The 19,376-nt window shown below is 62.4% G+C and carries 9 protein-coding genes; 5 read left to right on the top strand and 4 right to left on the bottom strand.

The window, feature by feature from the left end:
• Nucleotides 1-97 precede the first annotated feature (97 nt).
• A complete protein-coding gene (locus tag BST38_RS21945; RefSeq protein WP_133057254.1) occupies nucleotides 98-1,750 on the bottom strand; it encodes an SWIM zinc finger family protein in 1,653 nt (550 codons plus the stop codon).
• Between the two features lie 61 nt (nucleotides 1,751-1,811).
• Between BST38_RS21945 and BST38_RS21940 the strand changes: the two genes are divergently transcribed.
• Nucleotides 1,812-3,143: a plasmid pRiA4b ORF-3 family protein gene (locus BST38_RS21940; RefSeq protein ID WP_083145642.1), complete on the top strand. Its 1,332-nt coding sequence runs from the start codon at nucleotides 1,812-1,814 to the stop codon at nucleotides 3,141-3,143.
• Nucleotides 3,144-3,309: 166 nt separating this feature from the next.
• Here the strand turns inward: BST38_RS21940 and BST38_RS21935 are convergent, their stop codons facing one another.
• The 3 genes from BST38_RS21935 to BST38_RS21930 all read right to left on the bottom strand — a co-directional run bounded on the left by BST38_RS21935 (nucleotide 3,310) and on the right by BST38_RS21930 (nucleotide 7,854).
• The gene (locus BST38_RS21935; RefSeq protein WP_083145598.1) at nucleotides 3,310-3,672 is read right to left on the bottom strand and encodes a hypothetical protein; all 363 of its coding nucleotides are present in this window, start codon (nucleotides 3,670-3,672) and stop codon (nucleotides 3,310-3,312) included.
• Entirely contained in the window at nucleotides 3,669-3,833 is a 165-nt protein-coding gene (locus BST38_RS29430) for a hypothetical protein (protein WP_165761622.1), read from the bottom strand. The genes BST38_RS21935 and BST38_RS29430 overlap by 4 nt, the downstream gene beginning before the upstream one ends.
• Before the next feature lie 589 nt (nucleotides 3,834-4,422).
• A complete protein-coding gene (locus BST38_RS21930; RefSeq protein WP_083145597.1) occupies nucleotides 4,423-7,854 on the bottom strand; it encodes a DEAD/DEAH box helicase in 3,432 nt (1,143 codons plus the stop codon).
• 126 nt (nucleotides 7,855-7,980) lie between these two features.
• On the opposite strand from BST38_RS21930, the gene BST38_RS21925 reads away from it, so the two are divergent.
• From BST38_RS21925 to BST38_RS21910, 4 genes are read left to right on the top strand one after another with little or no spacing between them, the layout of a single operon-like run.
• Nucleotides 7,981-11,391 (top strand): helicase-related protein, encoded by a 3,411-nt coding sequence (locus BST38_RS21925; RefSeq protein ID WP_083145596.1) that lies wholly within the window; start codon nucleotides 7,981-7,983, stop codon nucleotides 11,389-11,391.
• Nucleotides 11,391-14,177, top strand: a complete 2,787-nt coding sequence (locus tag BST38_RS21920) for a DUF1156 domain-containing protein (protein WP_083145595.1) — start codon at nucleotides 11,391-11,393, stop codon at nucleotides 14,175-14,177. Before BST38_RS21925 ends, BST38_RS21920 begins: the two co-directional genes overlap by 1 nt.
• A 1-nt stretch (nucleotide 14,178) precedes the next feature.
• Nucleotides 14,179-16,020, top strand: coding sequence for a DUF262 domain-containing protein (locus BST38_RS21915; protein WP_083145594.1), 1,842 nt, complete (start codon nucleotides 14,179-14,181; stop codon nucleotides 16,018-16,020).
• Nucleotides 16,020-19,355: a Swt1 family HEPN domain-containing protein gene (locus tag BST38_RS21910; protein ID WP_181792003.1), complete on the top strand. Its 3,336-nt coding sequence runs from the start codon at nucleotides 16,020-16,022 to the stop codon at nucleotides 19,353-19,355. The genes BST38_RS21915 and BST38_RS21910 overlap by 1 nt, the downstream gene beginning before the upstream one ends.
• Nucleotides 19,356-19,376 lie beyond the last annotated feature (21 nt).

Here is a 19,376-nt window from a genome sequence, read left to right as displayed (position 1 = left end):
GCAGTGGGTTCGGTCTGGTGGCCTGGCTGGACACCGGCGCCGCTCGCCAATCGCTGGCCGGGCGGGTGACGGAGGTTCCGTCCCGCGCATCTGGCCATCAGAGGCCTCGGGCCTTGAGCGCCTTCATCAGCGACGGTCGCCGACCATAGTCCTGGCGGATCTGCGCGATGAGAGCCGCGAAATCGTCACTGCGCCCGCCACGTTCGTAGAGCTCAGCCATGGTCGCCAGGGTCGCGGCGATACCGGGGTAGAGCCGGGTGTTGGCGTGTCGAAGATCCTCCTCGAGTTGCGGCCGGTACAGGTCGGCAGCGGCAACCGGCCGTGCCTCGGCGCCGCGGTCGGCGAGCTCCTTCCACGCCCAGCCGGGACCGTAGCGGTCGGCGGCGTCCCAGGCGGCATCGAGTTCGCCTTCGCTCAGAAACAGCTGAACCAGAACCGCGCCGCCATCCGGGCGGTCCGCGGCGAGCTGTCGCGCATGATCGAACGCCCATTCGCGTTCAGTGTCGCCGCGGCCGATACCTGCGGCGAAGCCGCACAGCGCCTGATAGGAACGGACCGAGGGCTGCCTGACGAAGTCGTTGCGCAGGACGTCGATCGCGTCCTCGACGCGGCCGTGTGTTTGATAGGTACGCGCGACATCGACGGGGCTCAGCCGGTACGCGTTGCCGCCGCTGTGCCCGCTGACGCGTCCCTCCGCCACGGCGCGATCGATCCACGTGAGAACCTCGCCGTCACGCCCGGCGGCCCGCAACCGGGCGACGATCGCCCCGTACTGAGGATGTTCGCGCTCGTTCAGCAGCTTGACCGCCCGATCGACGTCGCCGTCGTGGTCGGCGAGCTCCAGCAGCATCGTGTCGACGTGGAAGCGGTTCCAGCGATCGCCTTCTGCGAGTTTGTGATCGAGTTCGATTACCGCCCGGCGGTAGACTTCGAGCGCGTGGTCGTCGAACGCGTCGACAAAGTCCGCCAACGCCACATCCGGCCATCCGGGCGAGTCGGCACGGAACGTCACCAGCCACGTGGCGAGTTCGACCGGGTCGGGCGCACCTTCCCGACAGGCCCGCGCGTACAGCTCGGCAGCCCGCTGGCATTCACCTCCGATAGCTCCCGACGAGTCGTCGGCGTGCTCGGTGATCGAGCGCAGCAGCGTCACCGCAGACAACAGGGCCGGCCGCACGATCTCGGCGGCCCCGTCGTTCAGGTGATTCTCCAGCTCGTCGAGCACCCGTCCCGCCGTTTCGGCCACCACGAAGGATTCCCGGTAGTCGGTGAAGCCGTAGAGCTGCAACGCATTTCGCACGTAATTTTCGAAGTCCGCCTTGGCGGCCGCGTCGTCCCCGGACTCAGCCGTCGCACGTACCTCCAGCATGCGGCGAACTTCGCCGTCGCGCTGTGCGAGCGTCATGACGAGGTCGCGGAGCTCGTGGACATCCATCGCCTCCACCGCTGCCTGCACCGCAGATTCCGGTGTGATGTCCGAGGCGCCTTCACCGCGGTCGATTGCGGCGAGCCCGACCGCGACCAGATGCTTGCAGAAGTGACCGTCGGCGTGATGAAGGCAGGTACAGGAACCGGCGGGCAGTGGACCGGACCAGTCCAGTTCCACGGTGTAGACGCTCTTGGCCTGGACCGACGCATGTGCCTTGTCGGCGGCGACCCGCAGACCACGGACGTAGCGGACGTAGTCTTCACCGCGGGCAAAGATCCGATCGCCGGCCACCTCGAGCAGCATCGTCTCCGATAACGGCATGGCGTCATGGTGCCCGATGAGCACAGTCCCCCGCGACCGGCACGGCTCTACAGTGATCACGATGAACACGCGCCGACGACACCTGCGGTTGGTGACCGACCCGGAGACACGGCCCGATCTGCGGCACCCGCGGCGAAGTGATGTCGTCGTCTACCGGGTCAGGGTGGACATCGACGACGCCGATCCGCCGATCTGGCGGCGTATCGATTTTCGCTCGGATCTGACGTTGGACGTCGTGCATCAGGTCCTGCAGGTGGCGTTCGGCTGGACCGACTCCCATTTGCACCGCTTCTCACTCGGCGGCGGCGCGTTCGACTGGGACAGCCAGCTGTTTCTGTGCCCGTACGACGTCGCCGACGCCGACGCCGTGGACGACGGCCTTCCCGCCGCCGAGACCCATCTGGACGAAACCCTCACTGCTCCCGGCGATGCGCTGCACTACCTCTACGACTACGGCGACAACTGGGAGCTGACGCTGCGCCTGGAGCAGGTGCTGCCCGCCGAGGGCGAGTATGCCGCGGCGCTGGTCGTCGACGGTGAACGGGCCGCCCCGCCGGAGGACTGCGGGCACCTGGTCGACGCGGTGAGCCTCGCCGAGGTGCCTCCCGACCCTGCCCGCTTCGAGAAGGATCGGATCAACGACGCGCTGCGCGGCCCGTACTTCGTGTTGCGCGAAGCGAAAGTCGACCCGCGTCTGGTCGACCTGGTTCATCGGCTCGGCTACACCGCGCATGGCGACAGCCTGTCTCAGGCGGCGCTCGCGCTGACCGCCGCACCAGCTTCGCTGGAGGCGGCCGATATGGTCGGCCACCTGCGCGGCTTCCAGTGGTTCTTAGATCGGGCGGCAGACGGCGGTATCCCGCTGACCGGCGCGGGCTATCTCAAACCGGCTGACGTGGTGGAGGCGTCGAAAGTGGTCCCCGTGATGGCGGATTGGATCGGAGCGAAAAACCGCGAGGCGCACTGTTACCCGCTGCTGCAGTTCCGCGAGATGCTGCAGGACTTCGGACTGCTGCGGAAGTACAAGGGCCGCCTATTGTTGACCAAGACCGGTCAGGCCGCCCAGCGCGATGTCAACGCGTTGTGCGAGCACCTGGCCAGTCGGTTGAACCCCAAGGCCAGCGATGAATTCCACGTGCAGGCCAGCCTGCTGACGCTCGCGTACGCAGGGGCTTCCCCGGACGCTCAACTGCCGCTGAGCACAATCGCCGCGATCCTCACCGAACTCGGCTGGCGCCACGCGAACGGGACTCCCGTCACCGGATCCGCCGTGCGCTACCTCCCCGTCTACGAGGTTCTCATCAACGTCACCGATCAGCCTGTCACCTTGCGTCGGCGGGATGTGGTCAGTGCGGGGGCAGCCGCGTTGGCGCGGAGGGCACTTGGGCTCTGATCGCCCACCAGTCTTTAAGTGCCTGCCGGGTTGAGCGGTGACAAGGCCCGCCGTCAGCGTTTGGATTCGAATCAGCCGGTGTCGAGCGCGGAAGAGCACACCAGTAACCGGTGCGCATCAAACACTGGGTGGTTCAGAACTCCCATCCAGCTGAATGGACCATGACCTAAGCCTCGTACAACTCGAGAAGAGTTGGCCGGGTGGACCGAATGTGCACACCCGGAAACTTCGCTAACAGTGCACACACAAATGCCGACCGCTTGACGTTCAACTCGTTGAGTAATTCCTGTTGACTCAGCTCCCCCTTGTCGCGCAACCTGTTCCACGCCGCGGTGATCATCCATGCCGGCACCAACTGCGGTCCTGTCCCAAGCCTCATCGAGCGCTCAGTCTCCACCCACACTCCCTTGCGCTCCACGGCTGTGATCCTGTTGAGGCTATTGGTGGACAGCGTCAGGATCGCAGTACCAGGGCTCACTACTTCCGAGACCTGGTCGAACAAAGCATCATTGAACTCGGCTGCGCTCATGCAGATCCGACCGCAATGATCCCCAACGGCACCAGCGTGGGGACGCCGATGGCCAGGACCCGTTTCGATGCCTCAGCAAGACGCCCACAGATGCCGTGGGTGATACCGATACCACCAATCAGCGCCAACGCCTCAGCCGGCTCGCTCACCTGATTCATCACGCTTCCGACAGTTCGAACTGCGCGCGATACAGCTTCGACGGTAGCTGGAAAATGCAGTCACACCATCGCTCACTCCCAGGCCGGATGGTTGCATTCACCAGGGCGTACAAATCGTCACTCATCTCCATGAATTGGACACTACGAGCGGCGCCCGAGGCCGGGCAATCCTCCGCGGACAGTGTGGACGCTCTGCGAGGCAGTCCCACGCCAGTACTCCTTCGCCGTTCCTCGTAATGCACCGATTAGCACATCCGCCAACGCTTCAAACGGTTCAGTTTGAGCAGCCGAATAGCCGTGCGCGACAAGTTCAGCGATCACCCTTTCACGCTCACGCTGGTTTAGCGCACCCCAGTAGTAGGCGACTACTGCAAGGTAGTCACTGTGACTCGCGCGCGGCGTCTCGAAGCCGTGCATCCGATAACAGTTCCGCAGATTCCTATGTATTTTGACCCAGTACTTGTCTTCGTAGCTGCACTTGCCACACAAGCCGAACTTTTTCTTACCCGCCGACTCAAGACCACAACGTGAACACTCTCGAGCTGACAAAGGCATTGCGCTAGCCCTCCTTACAGGTTCACAAGAAATCGGTTCAGCCACTGTTTCTCTGTCTAACGAGGTGTCCCACTACGGCAGTTACCTGCCGTACATCAGCAATGGACAGACCGTCACCCAACAGCTGTTGCAGTCCATGTACTAGTTCGTCCTCGGATAGCCTACGATTGCCAGACACTTCTTGGCAGTACTGCACCAATTCCGATGGTGGTACGACATCAATGGTCCGCGGTCCTAACTGTCTTGCCGCCGTTGTGGGTTGACGCCGCAGGAAAAAGGTCCTCGGCTTGTTCCCGGGTTGACTCAAGGGATTTTCCGAGACAATGCGCCGCTGACCCTCGGCAGCCGATATCGCGCGGTTCACTAGACGAGAGAACTCAGCGTGCGACTCCCGGCCCGTTGCGCGTTGTCGGTATACCTGGTGTAGCCGCCAGCCGGTCACTGGACCCTCCACGCTTATGATTCGAACGATGTAGTCAACGATGCGTTCCGGTGGAGTTTGCGAGATCGGCGGCAGGACATCGGAGAATTCTGGGTACGGCGCCAGTGCCAGCCGGCCAGGATCGGCAATTTGTTGTTGACCCGCCGAATCCCCTGCCCGCAAGTCGTGCCGCGAATTGGCGTCGAGCATCTGCCCGGTGGGCCTGTTTGCTGAGCGGGGCTCATTCCTGACTAACGTTCCTGGCCCCACAACGCCACTTGGGTTGATTTGCGACGTGCCCCTACCAGGTTCCGGCCAATCTTGTGAGAACTCCGGCGCGGAGCTCTGCCGATCCACCAGTCTCTGCGCGCTATGACCACCAGTGGATTTCGATGTCGATACGCCCGGCGACAGCGCGGCTGGCGCCGCGATGCGTTCGCGCTCAGCGGCGATGATGTCGCGAGCTAATTGCGCTTCGGTGACGTCGTAGGCTTCTGGAGCGGCTGCGGCTATGTCGCCCTCACGGGCGAAGTTGTCGAAGAGTTCCTTCTTGGTGGCAAGAAGCTCGCGGATTCTCTGATCCACGCCCTCGTCCGACAGCAGCCGATGAACCTGCACGGATTCCAACTGTCCCATCCGGTGCGCTCGGGCAATGGCCTGCCATTCCGTGGTCGGCTTGAGCTGCGGTTCGCAGATGACTACGACCGATGCCGCCTGAATATTCAAACCCACACCGCCGGCGACGATTTGGGCGACCAGCACAGCGCCCTTCTTGGCGGCGGAGAAGTCATCAACTATAACCTGGCGTTGATTGGCGGCAACCGATCCGGTGAGAGGCCCGAAGACTCGGCCGGGCATGTGCCGCGCCACGTCGTCGAGGACTCCAAGGAAGTGCGAGAAGACGACCACGCGACGGCCGTTGGATTCCGCCTCGGCGACAATTTCCACCAGGCGTTGCATCTTCGTCGACTTGACCCCTTGCCACATCGCCGCTTGACGCATCGCCATGAAGTTTCCCTGCTCGACAGCGGCGCGGTAAGCAGATGTGTCCTCTCGCGACATCGGCATCCACTCATCGACCTCGACGAGCTCGGGCAACTCGGCAAGCACATCTTCCTGATTTCGGCGGAGGTACGCTGGGGCCACTTGTCTGCGGAATTTCTTGGGAGCGAACTCGTTTGCGTCCAGCACTAGGTCGGGGCGGAGGTATCCAACGAGGTTGCGGAACTCGTCCAATCGATTCTCCAGTGGTGTTCCCGTCAGAAGAATCGCTCGCTCGCAGGCGTTGATCAGCTGCACAGTTCGTTGCGAACGGAGTGCATCCGGGTTTTTGATGTAGTGCGCTTCGTCAACGACGACACAGCTAAGTGCCGGCATTGAGACCTCGTCATTGAGCCAGCGCAGGGTCTCGAAAGTGGTGACGCCAACGCCGCCGTTTCGTTCCCAGTTCTTGGCTGCCCACTGCCGGTCAGGCCCGTGTAAGCGGTGGGCGGGCAGTTTGGATTTGGCGGTGACCTCGCGGACCCAGTTGGTCACCACCGCAGCCGGGCATACCACAAGAAAGTTCTGGTCTCCCTTCGCGCGAAGGTGCGCCAGTGCCGCAATGGCTTCGACGGTCTTACCCAGGCCCATTTCATCGCCGATAATGACTTTTCTTTGGACCAGCGAGAACCGCGCCGCGAAGCTCTGGTAACCACGAAGCGACGCACTGAGGTAGTCACCCTTCAGCTCGAAATTGCGGACCGCATCGATGATCTCGGCCGGAAGATCGCCATGGGTCTTTTCATCGTCTTCGGTGATGAAGCCGAGTTCGGCCAGCAAGGCGAAGTAGTCAGCGGGTCGTGCGAGGAAGTCTTCCCACGGATCACTTGTTGTTGCCGCGTCTTGGGCGTCCGCGATCGCGCGAGCTGTTTGGGCAACGATCTGGACGGCGTCCCGGAAGTCGTCGATAGTCGATAGTGCCGTGGGGACGACTATGGCATAGTTGACCGTCTTATTGATGGCAGCCGCGACAGGTGCCAGTTCTTCGACGATCGCCATATCCGCGGGCGACGCGGATGCCCGGCGCGCGGCGTCCCAGCTGCGGAGACTGCGCAGGAATTCGGTGTGCTCCCGGCTGCGATTCTTGATGTCAATGCGCATGGGCATTTCGTCAAACGTGTTCTGTCTCAGTGTTCGGGCCGCGGCGCGGATGCGGGTGGCGGACGTCGCACCGATGCCGTCGAAACGCTCCAGAATTCCCTCGTTGACGAGGACGTCTCGCACGGTGGTTATGCGGTTGTCCATCAGAGCGCTGACACGGATCTTGTCGCGGGTGGCTTCGCGGAGCCGTTCCACGGACATCTCAGCGAGCATGCGATCGGTTTCTGCGTTGCGGACGGTGTTGCCGGCGTCCACCGCAGCTTTGCGTAGCTTGGATTCCTCGGTGGCCGCGTGCCGGATGACGGCGGTGGCGTTGGGCAAAATGGCGAAGGACCGAGATTCCTCGACCACCGCGGCCTGACCGTGCCCGGGAAGCTGCTGCTTGAGGCCGACCCAGTCAGCGAGAGCCCCGCCGACAGTCAACGCGTGGATCCGCGGATCGTCGATCGGTGCGGCCTGCTCAATGACCCTGCCCATATTGCTGGCAAGGAGCCACCGGCGGTATTCGGTGAGGAATCGCGCCGCCTCATTAGCTTTGTCCCTGGTACCGCCGAATAGCAGCAGACGGCCGAACCCAGTGACCTTGCTCAGGTCCTCTACCGCGGAAGCGACCTCCGTGGTTAGCCGCTCAAGCTCCCGTCGATCGTCGGGCCGGACATGCGGCAGCGTCGCCTTGCCGGCAACGGCCCGCACGAGATCGAGGTCCCCCACGCGCAGGGGGAGGAAGTACCAGAGCACCCTGTCGTCGCGACGGGCCTCGACGATGCAGTCCAGCAGCGCTTTGGAAGCCTTGCTTCCGGCAACAATTAGCTGGACTCGCGCTGCGCTAACGGCTTGCGCGGCTTTTACCCAGCGGCGGACCTCGTCGCCGATTTCAGATGTTGACGGCTGTTCGTCCCTACCCATGGTCCCCGCGTTACCTCACTTGATTTCTACGGAGGCTAGCCGACCTCGGGACCAGTCGCGGGATCCCCGGATATTGTCGGTGCCGGGGACTAGCGTGGGCCGGCTAACTGATGGGGAGGGCAAACAGTGCTGCTGGAAGAGTTAAAGCCTGGCCTGCGCATTGCCGGGTTGATCCCAGCCCAGGTGATCACGGTGATCTTTGCCCAATGGCACGGCACCGACGCCCTTGAGCTGACCTACAAGACGAACGACGGCGCACTCGGCCAGCAGGTCGTGTTCCGTAAGGACCAGGACAACCTCACCGTCGCCCAGACCGGCAGCCGCGCGTTCGATGCCAACGCCACCGACTTCAAGATGGTCGCCGAGGCCCAGCGGATCACCCTGGCCGGCCTGTTCGACCCGATGCTGGCGGTGGCCACCAGCGATGTCCGGCCGCTCCCCCATCAGATCCGCGCGGTCTACGGCGAGCTTCTCCCCCGCACCCCGTTGCGCTTCCTGCTCGCCGACGACCCTGGCGCCGGCAAGACCATCATGGCCGGCCTCTACATCAAGGAGCTACTGCTGCGCGACGACGTCCGCCAATGCCTGATCGTTGCGCCGGGCGGGCTGGTCGAGCAGTGGCAGGACGAGCTGTTCTTCAAGTTCGGGCTGCGGTTCGACCTGCTGACCAACCAGCTCATCGACGCCAACGTCAATCTCAACGTCTTCGAGACCAACCCCCTGCTGATCGCCCGGATGGATCAGCTGTCACGCAACGAGGAGCTGCAGGCCCAGCTCGCGGAAACGGAGTGGGACCTGATCATCGTCGACGAGGCGCACCGCATGGGTGCCCACTACTTCGGCGGCAAGCTGGAAAAGACGAAACGTTTCCTGCTCGGTGAACTGCTCGGGCAGATTACCCGGCACCTACTGCTGATGACCGCGACACCGCACTCGGGCAAAGAGGAGGACTTCCAGCTCTTCCTCACCTTGCTGGACCGCGACCGGTTCGAAGGCAAGAACACCAAGACCGCCAACACCGACGGCATCATGCGCCGCATGGTCAAAGAAGACCTGCTGACCTTCGAGGGGAAGAAGCTCTTCCCCGAGCGCCGCGCCGAGACCGTGCCCTACGAGCTCACCGCGCTGGAGTACTCGCTCTACGAACAGGTCACCGACTACGTGCGCGAAGGGATGAATCGGGCCGACCGGGTCGGAGGCAAACGCAAGAACACCGTCGGATTCGCCCTCACGGTGCTGCAACGGCGCCTGGCGTCCAGCCCCGAAGCCATCTACAAGAGCCTCGTGCGCCGCACCGAACGCCTCGAGCGTAAGAAGCAAGAGATCCTCAACGGCACCTACATCGACAAAGAGCCCACCATCGATTTCGAAGGACTCGACGCCGACGACTACAACTCCGAACAGATCGAAGAACTCGAAGAGGAACTGCTCGACGCCGCCACCGCCGCGCAGACCGTCGAGGAACTCGATGCCGAACTGCTCGAACTGAGAGACCTTACGACGGTCGCCAAACAGGTCCGCGACTCCGGCACCGACCGTAAGTGGACCGAGCTCAGCAGAATCCTGCAAGACGAAGCGCTGACGGTCGACGCCAACGGCTGGCCGCGCAAGCTCATCATCTTCACCGAGCACCGCGACACCCTCGACTACCTCGCGAGCCGCATTCGGACGCTAATCGGCAAGCCGAACGCCGTCCAGGCCATCCACGGCGGGGTGCGCCGCAGAGAGCGGCGCGTGATCACCGAGGAGTTCACCAAGAACCGCGACTGCCAGATCCTGCTGGCCACCGACGCCGCCGGCGAAGGCCTCAACCTGCAGGCCGCCCACCTGATGGTCAACTACGACCTGCCATGGAACCCCAACCGCATCGAACAGCGATTCGGCCGCATCCACCGCATCGGCCAAGAAGAAGTCTGCCGGTTGTGGAACCTCGTCGCCAGCAACACCCGCGAAGGGGCGGTCTTCGAACGCCTGCTGGAAAAGATCGAAGAGCAGCGAAAGGCATACGGCGGCAAGGTCTTCGATGTCCTCGGCGAAGCATTCTCCGAAACGCCGCTCCGCGAACTGCTGCTGGACGCCATCCGCTACGGTGAACGCGACGATGTGAAAGCGAAGATGCACGAGGTCATCGACCACAAGGTGGCCGATGGACTCAAGGAGTTGCTCGACGAACGCGCCCTGGCCTCGGATCACCTCGCCGACGCCGATCTGGCCAAGCTGCGTGCCGCCATGGACGAGGCCCGCGCGCGGCGTCTACAACCGCACTACATCGAGCTCGCATTCAAGGCGGCGTTCACCCGACTCGGTGGTCGCATAGCCAAACGCGAACGCGGTCGCTACGAGATCGCCAACGTCCCAGCACAACTCAGAGCCAGCAAGTACCAACCGATCGCGACCAAATACGACCGAGTCACCTTCGACCTGGAACACGTGCACTCCGAAGAACTGACACGCGCCGACCTGCTCGCACCGGGACACTCGCTGCATGACGCGGTGATGGATGAGGCGATCCGGCATTTCGGCGGCACCCTCAACAGCGGCACCGTATTGGTATCCGCGACGCTCGAAGAACCCCATCTTCTGGTCGGTGTCGTTGAAGAGGTCGGCGACGCCACCGGCGCCGCGGTGTCCCGACGATTCGGCTACGCGTATGTGGACAGCCTTGGTACGGTGACCCCGGCGGGACCGGCACCGTACCTGGATTGTGTCGCTGCCCCTGACGCTCCGGCCGTTGACGCGGCGCGCCAACTCCCCTGGCTGGCAGAGGCCGAGGATCGTGCCACCAGTTGGATCATCACGACCCGACTGCCGGAGTACCTCGCTGAGGTGCAACCGCGTCGTGCAGCCGAACTCGCCAAGGCGCGTGAGCTCGTCGTGAAACGGCTTGAAGGAGAACGTGACCGACTTCTGCTGGACGCTGCCGTCGCCGCCGAGAAGGAACGATCCGGCGAGAAGCCGAAGGAGACTGCCGAGAGCCTCAACCGGAAGGCGGTCGAGCTTGACGCTCGTCTACGCAAACGTCTTGAATTGCTGGACAGGCAGGCCTTGATGTCAACCAAGCCGCCGCGCATCATGACCGCAGCACTGGTTCTGCCCGTCGACATGGTCGACGGCGACCTGCCCATATCGGCACCGATCCACGCCAAAGAGACCAAAGAAGTCGAGCGCCGCGGTGTCGATCTGGTGATGGCGACGGAGCGAAGGCTGGGCCGTTCGCCTGTCGAACAGTCGTTCAACAACAAGGGATTCGACATCCTGTCCTCGGATGCCAGCGGTGACACCTACCGCATCGAGGTCAAAGCCCGACTGGATGGCGCCGCCGACTTCTTCGTGACGCACAACGAGGTCATCGTCGGCAAGAACGCAGCACCGCGGTACCGGCTGGCTCTGGTCAAAGTCGATCCCCGAGGCCCGACCCATGACGAAGTTCGTTATCTAGACAACCCATTCGCCTCGACGGATCTCGGCGACTTCGCCGCCACCGGAGTGCGTGGCGACTGGAACAAGATGTGGAACAAGGGAACTGAGCCATTCTGATGACGACCGAAAACCAAGTGCCAAAGCGCAAGCTGATCGAGGTCGCGCTGCCTCTGGAAGTGATCAACCGGGAATCAGCCCGAGAGAAGTCGATCCGGCACGGCCACCCCTCCACCTTGCATCTGTGGTGGGCCCGCCGCCCACTCGCCGCCGCCCGCGCGGTGCTGTTCGCTCAACTCGTTGACGATCCCTCCTCACATCCTGAAGAATTCCCTACCGAGGAGCTGCAACGCAAAGAACGCGAGCGCCTGCACAAGCTCATCGAGCGCCTGGTGGTGTGGGAAAACATCCGTGATGAGAAACTCCTCGCCGAGGCACACGCAGAGATACTCAAGTCCACAAACGGGAAGCCGCCGCCCATCCTTGACCCGTTTGCGGGTGGCGGGACGATCCCACTCGAGGCTCAGCGGCTCGGCCTTGAGGCACATGCATCAGATCTGAATCCGGTTGCCGTATTAATCAACAAGGCGTTGATAGAAATCCCGCAGAAGTACAGCGACCAACGCCCACTCTTCCCAGGACTCGCCGAATCCGAAATCCGCTCATGGCGGGGTGCCGAAGGACTCGCGGCAGATATTCGGGCATATGGAACATGGTGGCGTGACGAGGCGGAGCGGCGGATAGGCCATCTTTATCCGAAAGCCACGCTTCCCAACGGCTCGAAAGTGACGGCTATCGCATGGATATGGGCGCGATCAGTCACCTGCTCAAACCCGGCCTGTGCTGCAGAAGTGCCTCTTCTATCATCACTCGACCTCAGCAAGAAGAAGGCGCGCGAGATCTGGTTGCGCCCCGTGCCAATTCAGGGACGTATCACTTTTGAGATCGCCACGGGCCCGCGGCATGCAGAACCCAATAAGCATGGACAAGGCGCCAAGTTCTCGTGCTGGATTTGCGGCAGCGCGATTCCGCCCGAGCAGGTTCACGCCCAACTCGACACCCATCAAAAGCCGTCCAACCGTATGCTCGCGGTGGTCGGCGTAGCTGACAGAAGACGCGTCTACGCAACACCAACGGTTGACGACGAAGTCGCGGCCGAGTCAGCCCTTTCCGCCGCAACTGAGATACGTGCCGGAGATGCATCTCTCGGCGCTGAATGTCGCGGCACGTTCGGAGGAAACGCTCAAGGAAGGCGTTATGGGTTCTTTACCTTCGGTGACTACTTTAGCGACCGCCAACTTGTTGCACTTACAACATTCAGCGATCTTGTGCAGGAGGTAAAGGAACGTATCGTTTCTGATGGCGGAACAGAAGATTACGCCGTAGCAATCTGTACCTACCTGGGCCTCGTCGCAAGCCGTCTCACTGACTATCAATCGACCATGACGACCTGGGCAAGCAACCCCCAGATGGAAATTCTACGAAACATGTTCTCCCGTCAGGCAATCGCTATGACTTGGGACTATGCCGAAGGTAATCCATTTGCGGACAGCTCCGGCAGCCTGACGAGGATGTTGGCCGCAGTCGCCAACGCGATCGAGTATGTCCCTACAGCATCGAGACGGGCCTTGGTGAAGCAGGCCGACGCACGAGACGCAATTACTGAGACTGCCCTCGTAAGCACCGACCCGCCCTATTACGACAACATTGTATATTCCGACCTCGCCGACTTCTTCTATGTGTGGCTCCGGCGTACCTTGAGACCCATCCATCCAAATCTGCTGGCAACCATGCTGGTGCCCAAAGCCGATGAACTAGTTGCAAATCCATATCGCCATGGCGGCAAGGATGGAGCGCAGGAATTCTTCGAGGATGGCTTTCGGGAGGTCTTCCGCCGCGCGCGCGAATCGGCTGTACCAGGGTTCCCGATCACCGTCTACTACGCCTTCAAGCAGTCAGAGAGCACAGAGGCTGGAGAAGCGTCTACAGGCTGGGAGACTCTGCTGGAAGGGATGATTCGCTCTGGTTGGGCCGTGACTGCCACCTGGCCGCTAAGGAGTGAACGAGGCGGTCGGATGATCAGCGTTGGAACAAATGCGCTGGCATCAGCTATAGTCCTCGCGCTTCGACCACGTCCAGCGGATGCGCCGCAGACGGATCGCCGTCAGTTTGTCGAGGCGCTCAGGGCAGACCTTCCAACTGCGCTCAAGGAACTCCAACAGGGGGCCATCGCACCCGTTGATCTCCCGCAGGCGGCGATAGGGCCCGGTATGGCGGTGTTCTCGCGCTATTCAGCTGTTCTCGAGCCTGATGGTTCGAAGATGACGGTGCGTTCCGCGTTGGCGCGAATCAACGAGATACTCGACCAGGTGCTTAATGAGCAGGAAGGCGATTTCGACCCGACGAGCCGGTTCGCGATCGCGTGGTACCGCCAACATGGCTACGGCACTGGAACTTTCGGGGATGCAAACAACATCGCCAACGCCCGCAACACCACTGTCGACTCAATGGACCGCGGCGGTATTCTGACCAGCCGGGCCGGCAAAGTCCAACTCATCAAGCCGTCGGATCTGAGCACGGACTACGACATTCTCGCCGACCTCCACACCAGCAACTGGGAGGCGCTGCACCACCTGATCAAGACGCTCGAAGGCGAAGGTATCAGCGCAGCGGGTGATTTCTTACGCAGCGCACTGAGTCGTCCCGACGGTGCCGTCGACGCCGACCTCATCAAAGAGCTGGCGCATCTCTTGTTCCGCATTGCGGAGAGCAACGGCTGGACCAAGGACGCATTGAGCTTCAACACTCTGGTCACCAGTTGGCCCGAGATATCCGATGCCGCGCGGACGGATACGTCTGCAGGCAGTTCGCAGAGTGCATTCGACTTCGATGAAGGGGACGACTGACATGGGATTCCTGACACCGATGTACGAGTTGGGCGAGTACCTGAAGTGGACTCGTTCCGGGGAGATTCAGTTGCCGGACTTCCAGCGCGGATACAAATGGGAAGACGAACGCGTCCGTCAGCTCTTGGTGACGGTGCTGCGAGCACACCCGATGGGTGCGGTCATGCTGCTGAAGACCGGCAACGCACAGGTGCGGTTCAAGCCACGGGCCATCGAGGGTGTCGACCTCAGCCCAGGCACCGAGGCGAAGTACCTGCTGTTGGACGGGCAGCAGCGACTGACATCGCTGACGCAAGCCCTCAGCGGAGATGGCTTGGTCGCGACGAAAGACAGCCGCGGCCGATTGCTGGACCGACGCTACTTCGTCCACATGGAAACCGCTCTCAGCGACCCGAACCGCGTGGATGAAGCGGTGATTTCGGTACCGGCCGACGGAGTCGTTCGGTCGAACTTCGGCAAGGACGTGGTGCTCGATCTCGGCGACCAGGACAAGCAACACGAGCACGGCTACTTCCCGCTGAACCTGCTCTACGGGGACTTCATGAGCTGGATTCTGGAACTGCAGAACCCGGCGCTAGGTAAGCAGTTTCATGACAAGTTCATCAAACAGGCAACCACCTACGACATTCCCGCGATCGTCTTGGACGAGGACACTGACAAAGCCGCCGTGGCCACCGTCTTCGAGAAGGTGAACATTGGTGGCCTGCCTCTCAACGTGTTCGAACTGCTCACCGCAGTCTTCGCCGGCGACGCCGACTACTACGCCAAGACCGGCGAAGACTTCCGGCTCAACGACGACTGGCGGGAGACCCAACTCAAGTGGTCGTCCTACCCGGTGCTGGCCGCCGTGGAGAACACCGATTTCCTCCAAGCAGTCACCATGCTCACGACCCGCCAACGCCACCTCGCCGACACCTCCGACCGGCCGCCGGCCATCTCCGCCAAGCGCGAGGACGTCCTGAAGCTGACCTTGAGCGACTATCTCCGGTGGCGCGAACCTCTGCGCGAGGCGTTCATCTGGGCGTCAACATTCCTGGCTGATCGGCACATTTTCGCGCCACGAGACGTGCCCTACCCCAAACAGCTGGTTCCGCTGGCTGCCATCAAGGTGGTGCTGGGCAAGCAGGCGGATCTGATCAGTGTGAGTGAACGTCTCGTCCGCTGGTACTGGTGTGGCGTGCTCGGCGAACTCTACGGCTCGGCGATCGAATCACGGTTCGCACGCGACATCGAGATGGTTCCGCCCTGGGCCACCGACGGCTCCGCGCCGGTGCCGAGGACCGTGCAGGACGCCAGCTTCACTGAATCCCGTCTACACTCGCTACGCACACGCAACGCGGCTGCCTATAAGGGCATCGCGGCGCTCATCCTCGCCGGCGGGGCTCGGGACTGGATGGAAGACAAAGCGCTCGACAAGGTTCAGTACGTCGACCTCGCGGTCGACATCCATCACATATTCCCCCAGAAGTGGTGCGACACCAACGGCATCGATGCCGAGCACCGGGAGAGCATCGTCAACAAGACGACCATCAGCGCACGAACCAACCGCACCATCGGCGGCGTCGCACCGTCGTCCTACCTTCCCGTGATCGAAACCCGCGCGCAGATCGACTCGACGCATCTCGACGGTCTTGTGGCCACCCACCTGATTCCCGCCGACTTGCTCCGCCAGGACCACTTCGAGAACTTCTTCCGCACGCGCCGCGAATCGCTGTGCAAGCTGGTCGAAAACGCGATCGGTAAAGCGGTGCAGCGAGACATCGACTTGGGATTCGCCGAGGAAGACTCGGCACAGTTCGAATCCGATGAGTTTCCCGACGAAGCAGGGATGGAGAACGACTGATGGCGCTGAGCAACCGCGACCGCATCGACCGCATGTTCCAGACGATGGCACCCCCGCTCGATGACTTCATCGCCTCCGTCATTGGCCAAGGCGATCCTGCGCTGGGAGCTGCCTGGACGCAACTGGTTCAACTCAAGGACGGGAAAAAGGGTGCGCCGTCGGACAAGACCTACAACCCGCTCGATCCGCAGGTCCAATTCCGCATCCTCACCGAATCGAACATCACTAACGGGTTCAAGCAGGGGTGGTACCCATTCAGCAAGACTCTCGGAAAAGCCGGCGAATCCTTCGCGATCGAACTGCGCGAAGTCCGCAACAACTGGGCCCACAACGGCACCTTCAGCGATGATGACGCCTATCGCGCGTTGGACACCGGCGAGCGTCTGCTCAAGCTCATCGGCGCTGCCAAGGAAGCCGACGAGGTTCACGCCATCCGCCTGAACCTTCGCCGGGTGACCGCCGACAAAGATGACAAAAAGACACTCAAAGCTGCCGTCGATAACCCTGAGGCCGCCGGCCTCAAACCCTGGCGCGAAGTGCTGCCACCCCACCACGATGTCGCCACCGGCAACTTCGCCGCCTCCGAATTCGCCGCCGACCTCTACAAGGTGGCCTTCGGCGGTGAACAAGATTCCGGCTACGCCGACGCGGTTGAGTTTTTTCGCCGCACCTACCTCACCGAAGGCCTGACCGACCTCGTCGGCCGCGCAGTCCGCCGACTCTCCGCCGACGACAACGCACCCCCAGTTATCAACCTGCAGACCAACTTCGGTGGCGGCAAGACACATTCGATGCTCGCACTGTGGCACGTCGCCGCAGGACTGCCCGTCGGGCAGTTCCCCCAGGAAACACAGGAACTGCTGACCAAGAACGGCTACACCGGTGCCAAGGTCAACCGGGTCGCCATCGTCGGCAACCACTTCAGCCCGGCCGGCACGACCAAGGACGACGGCACCCACGTCAACACCATCTGGGGCGAACTCGCCTGGCAGCTTGGAGGCGCCGAGGCCTACGCACTGGTCGCCAAGGCCGACGCAGACCGCACCACACCCGGCGAGGCCCTGCACGAATTGCTTGCGAAGTACTCCCCAGCCGTCATCCTGATCGACGAGTGGGTCGCGTACGCCCGCTCACTCGTCGGCCGCGACGACCTGGCCGGCGGCACATTCGATGACCAGTTCACCTTCGCGCAATCCCTCACCGAGGCGGCAAAGGGCACTTCCGGCGTTCTGCTCGTCATTTCCATCCCAGCTTCCGAAACCGGGGACGACTCCGACAACATCGTCGCCGGCAACGCCGAAGAAGTCGGCGGCGCGCACGGCCTCGAAGCGCTCAAACGACTGCAGAACGTCGTGCGTCGCGTCGCCGAACAATGGCGACCCGCGTCCTCAGCCGAGGCCTATCAGATCGTCCGGCAACGCCTGTTCGTCCAACCTGACGGTGCGGCACTGGCCTCCATCGGCGCCACCGCGCGCGCGTACGTCGACATGTACCGCAAGTACACCGACGACTTCCCGCGCGAATCCCGCGACGCCGCCTACGAAGACCGCATCAAACGGACCTATCCGATCCATCCGGAGTTGTTCGACCGCCTCTACGAAGAGTGGTCATCCCTGGAGCGCTTCCAGCGCACCCGCGGCGTCCTGCGGCTCATGAGCACCGTTATTCACGCGCTGTGGACTGGCGAGGACGCATCACCGCTTATCATGCCTGGGTCCATCCCGCTGGCCACCGCCAACGTGAACGCCGAACTCACCCAGTACCTGCAGGATTCGTGGAAAGCCATTATCGACGCCGATGTCGACGGGCCGAGCTCCGAACCTGCACGGATCGACAAGGAGAAGCCCGTCTTCGGTCAGCGATCACTGACCAAGCGGCTGGCCCGCACGGTATTCTTCGGCGCCGCACCCACCATCGGGTCGGCCCACAAGGGCCTCGAAACCCAGCGGGTCTTCCTGGGCACAGCGGTCCCTGGTGATGTTCTTGGGAACTTTCATTCCGCGCTGACCCAGCTTGGCGACCGGGCCACGTACTTTTACTCCGGTTCCGGCAAGTACTGGTATGACCTGCAGGCCAACATCACCCGCACCGCTAAGGACCAGGCGGAGCGACTACACAAGGAAGATGTCTGGGCCGAGATCGTCCGCCGGCTGCAGGGACAGGCGAAGACTCGCGGCGACTTCACAGGTGTGCACGTGTGCCCCGAATCGAACGCGGACATCCCCGACACCGACGAAGCCCGACTGGTCATCTTGCACCCAAAGGTTGCACACAAACGCGGATCGGACTCAGCTGCCAAAGCGTTCGCCCAGAAGGCAACCGAGCAGCGTGGCACTGCCAACCGAACCAACCGCAACATGCTGGTGTTCTTGGCAGCCGACGAAGCGCGGCTCGAGGAACTCGACGCCGCTACGCGTGACTACCTCGGCTGGTCACATGTGCTGGCCAACGAGGCCGATCTGGATCTCACCCAGAACCAAAAGAATCAAGCGTCCACTCGGCAGGCGCAAGCCGACCAGACGGTGAAGTCGCGTCTGCTGCAGACGTTCACTTGGGCATTGGTCCCGTCCCAGCCCGATGCGAGTGCTCCCTTCGTCGTACGAGAAACGAAGGTCGAGGGCCAGTCGGAGTCGTTGGCCGAACGAGTCTCCCGCCGACTCGGCAACGACGGCGACCTGTCCGTGCGCCAAGCTGCGGTGACGATCCGTCTCGCCATCAACAAGGTGCCGCAGATCTGGAAGGACGGACACGTCGCCCTCGGCGCGCTGTGGGGACTGTACTGCCAGTATCCCTACATGCCGCGCCTGCGGGACCGGCGCGTTCTGGAGGAGGGTGTGCTCGACCTTCCGATGATTTGGGAGACCGATGCCTTCGCCCTGGCTACCGGGATCGACGCTACCACCGGCCGGTACATCGGACTGTGGATTCCCGGCGACGCCAATTCAGCTCCTAGCCCGGCGGACTCGCTGCTCTTGGTGCGTCCCGATGTCGCGATCCATCAGCGTAAACATGAGAAAACACCAGCCGAGCCTCCTCCTGTCCCCGGTCCAGGCCCGGAGCCGGTACCAGGCACTGGCCCAGAGCCCAGCCCAATCGATATCGCATTCACTCGGTTCTACGGAGTGAAGACGCTCAGTTCCGACAAGATTGCGATGGACTTCAAGAACATCGCCGACGAGGTGATCGCCAATCTTAGGGAACAGGGCATCAACCTGGTCGTGAAGATCGAGATCGAAGCGGTCGACGCAACAGGTTTCGATGAGGGCAGGATTCGCACGGTGTCGGAGAACGCGAAGACCTTGAAGTTCGACCAGTCGGGGTTTGAGAAAGAATGACTACTGGCAATCTCGCAGAAC

This window comes from Mycolicibacterium parafortuitum (assembly GCF_002086815.1).
In the GTDB taxonomy this organism is placed as follows: domain Bacteria; phylum Actinomycetota; class Actinomycetes; order Mycobacteriales; family Mycobacteriaceae; genus Mycobacterium; species Mycobacterium parafortuitum.
Note: the sequence above shows the minus strand (reverse complement) of the source record. Positions and strands in the feature narration are given on the sequence as shown.

Coding starts and splice junctions, on each gene's coding strand:
- BST38_RS21910 (WP_181792003.1), top strand. CDS start 16,020: ATGGCGCTGAGCAACCGCGACCGCATCGACCGCATGTTCCAGACGATG.
- BST38_RS21940 (WP_083145642.1), top strand. CDS start 1,812: ATGAACACGCGCCGACGACACCTGCGGTTGGTGACCGACCCGGAGACA.
- BST38_RS21920 (WP_083145595.1), top strand. CDS start 11,391: ATGACGACCGAAAACCAAGTGCCAAAGCGCAAGCTGATCGAGGTCGCG.
- BST38_RS21930 (WP_083145597.1), bottom strand. CDS start 7,854: ATGGGTAGGGACGAACAGCCGTCAACATCTGAAATCGGCGACGAGGTC.
- BST38_RS21935 (WP_083145598.1), bottom strand. CDS start 3,672: ATGAGCGCAGCCGAGTTCAATGATGCTTTGTTCGACCAGGTCTCGGAA.
- BST38_RS21915 (WP_083145594.1), top strand. CDS start 14,179: ATGGGATTCCTGACACCGATGTACGAGTTGGGCGAGTACCTGAAGTGG.
- BST38_RS21945 (WP_133057254.1), bottom strand. CDS start 1,750: ATGCCGTTATCGGAGACGATGCTGCTCGAGGTGGCCGGCGATCGGATC.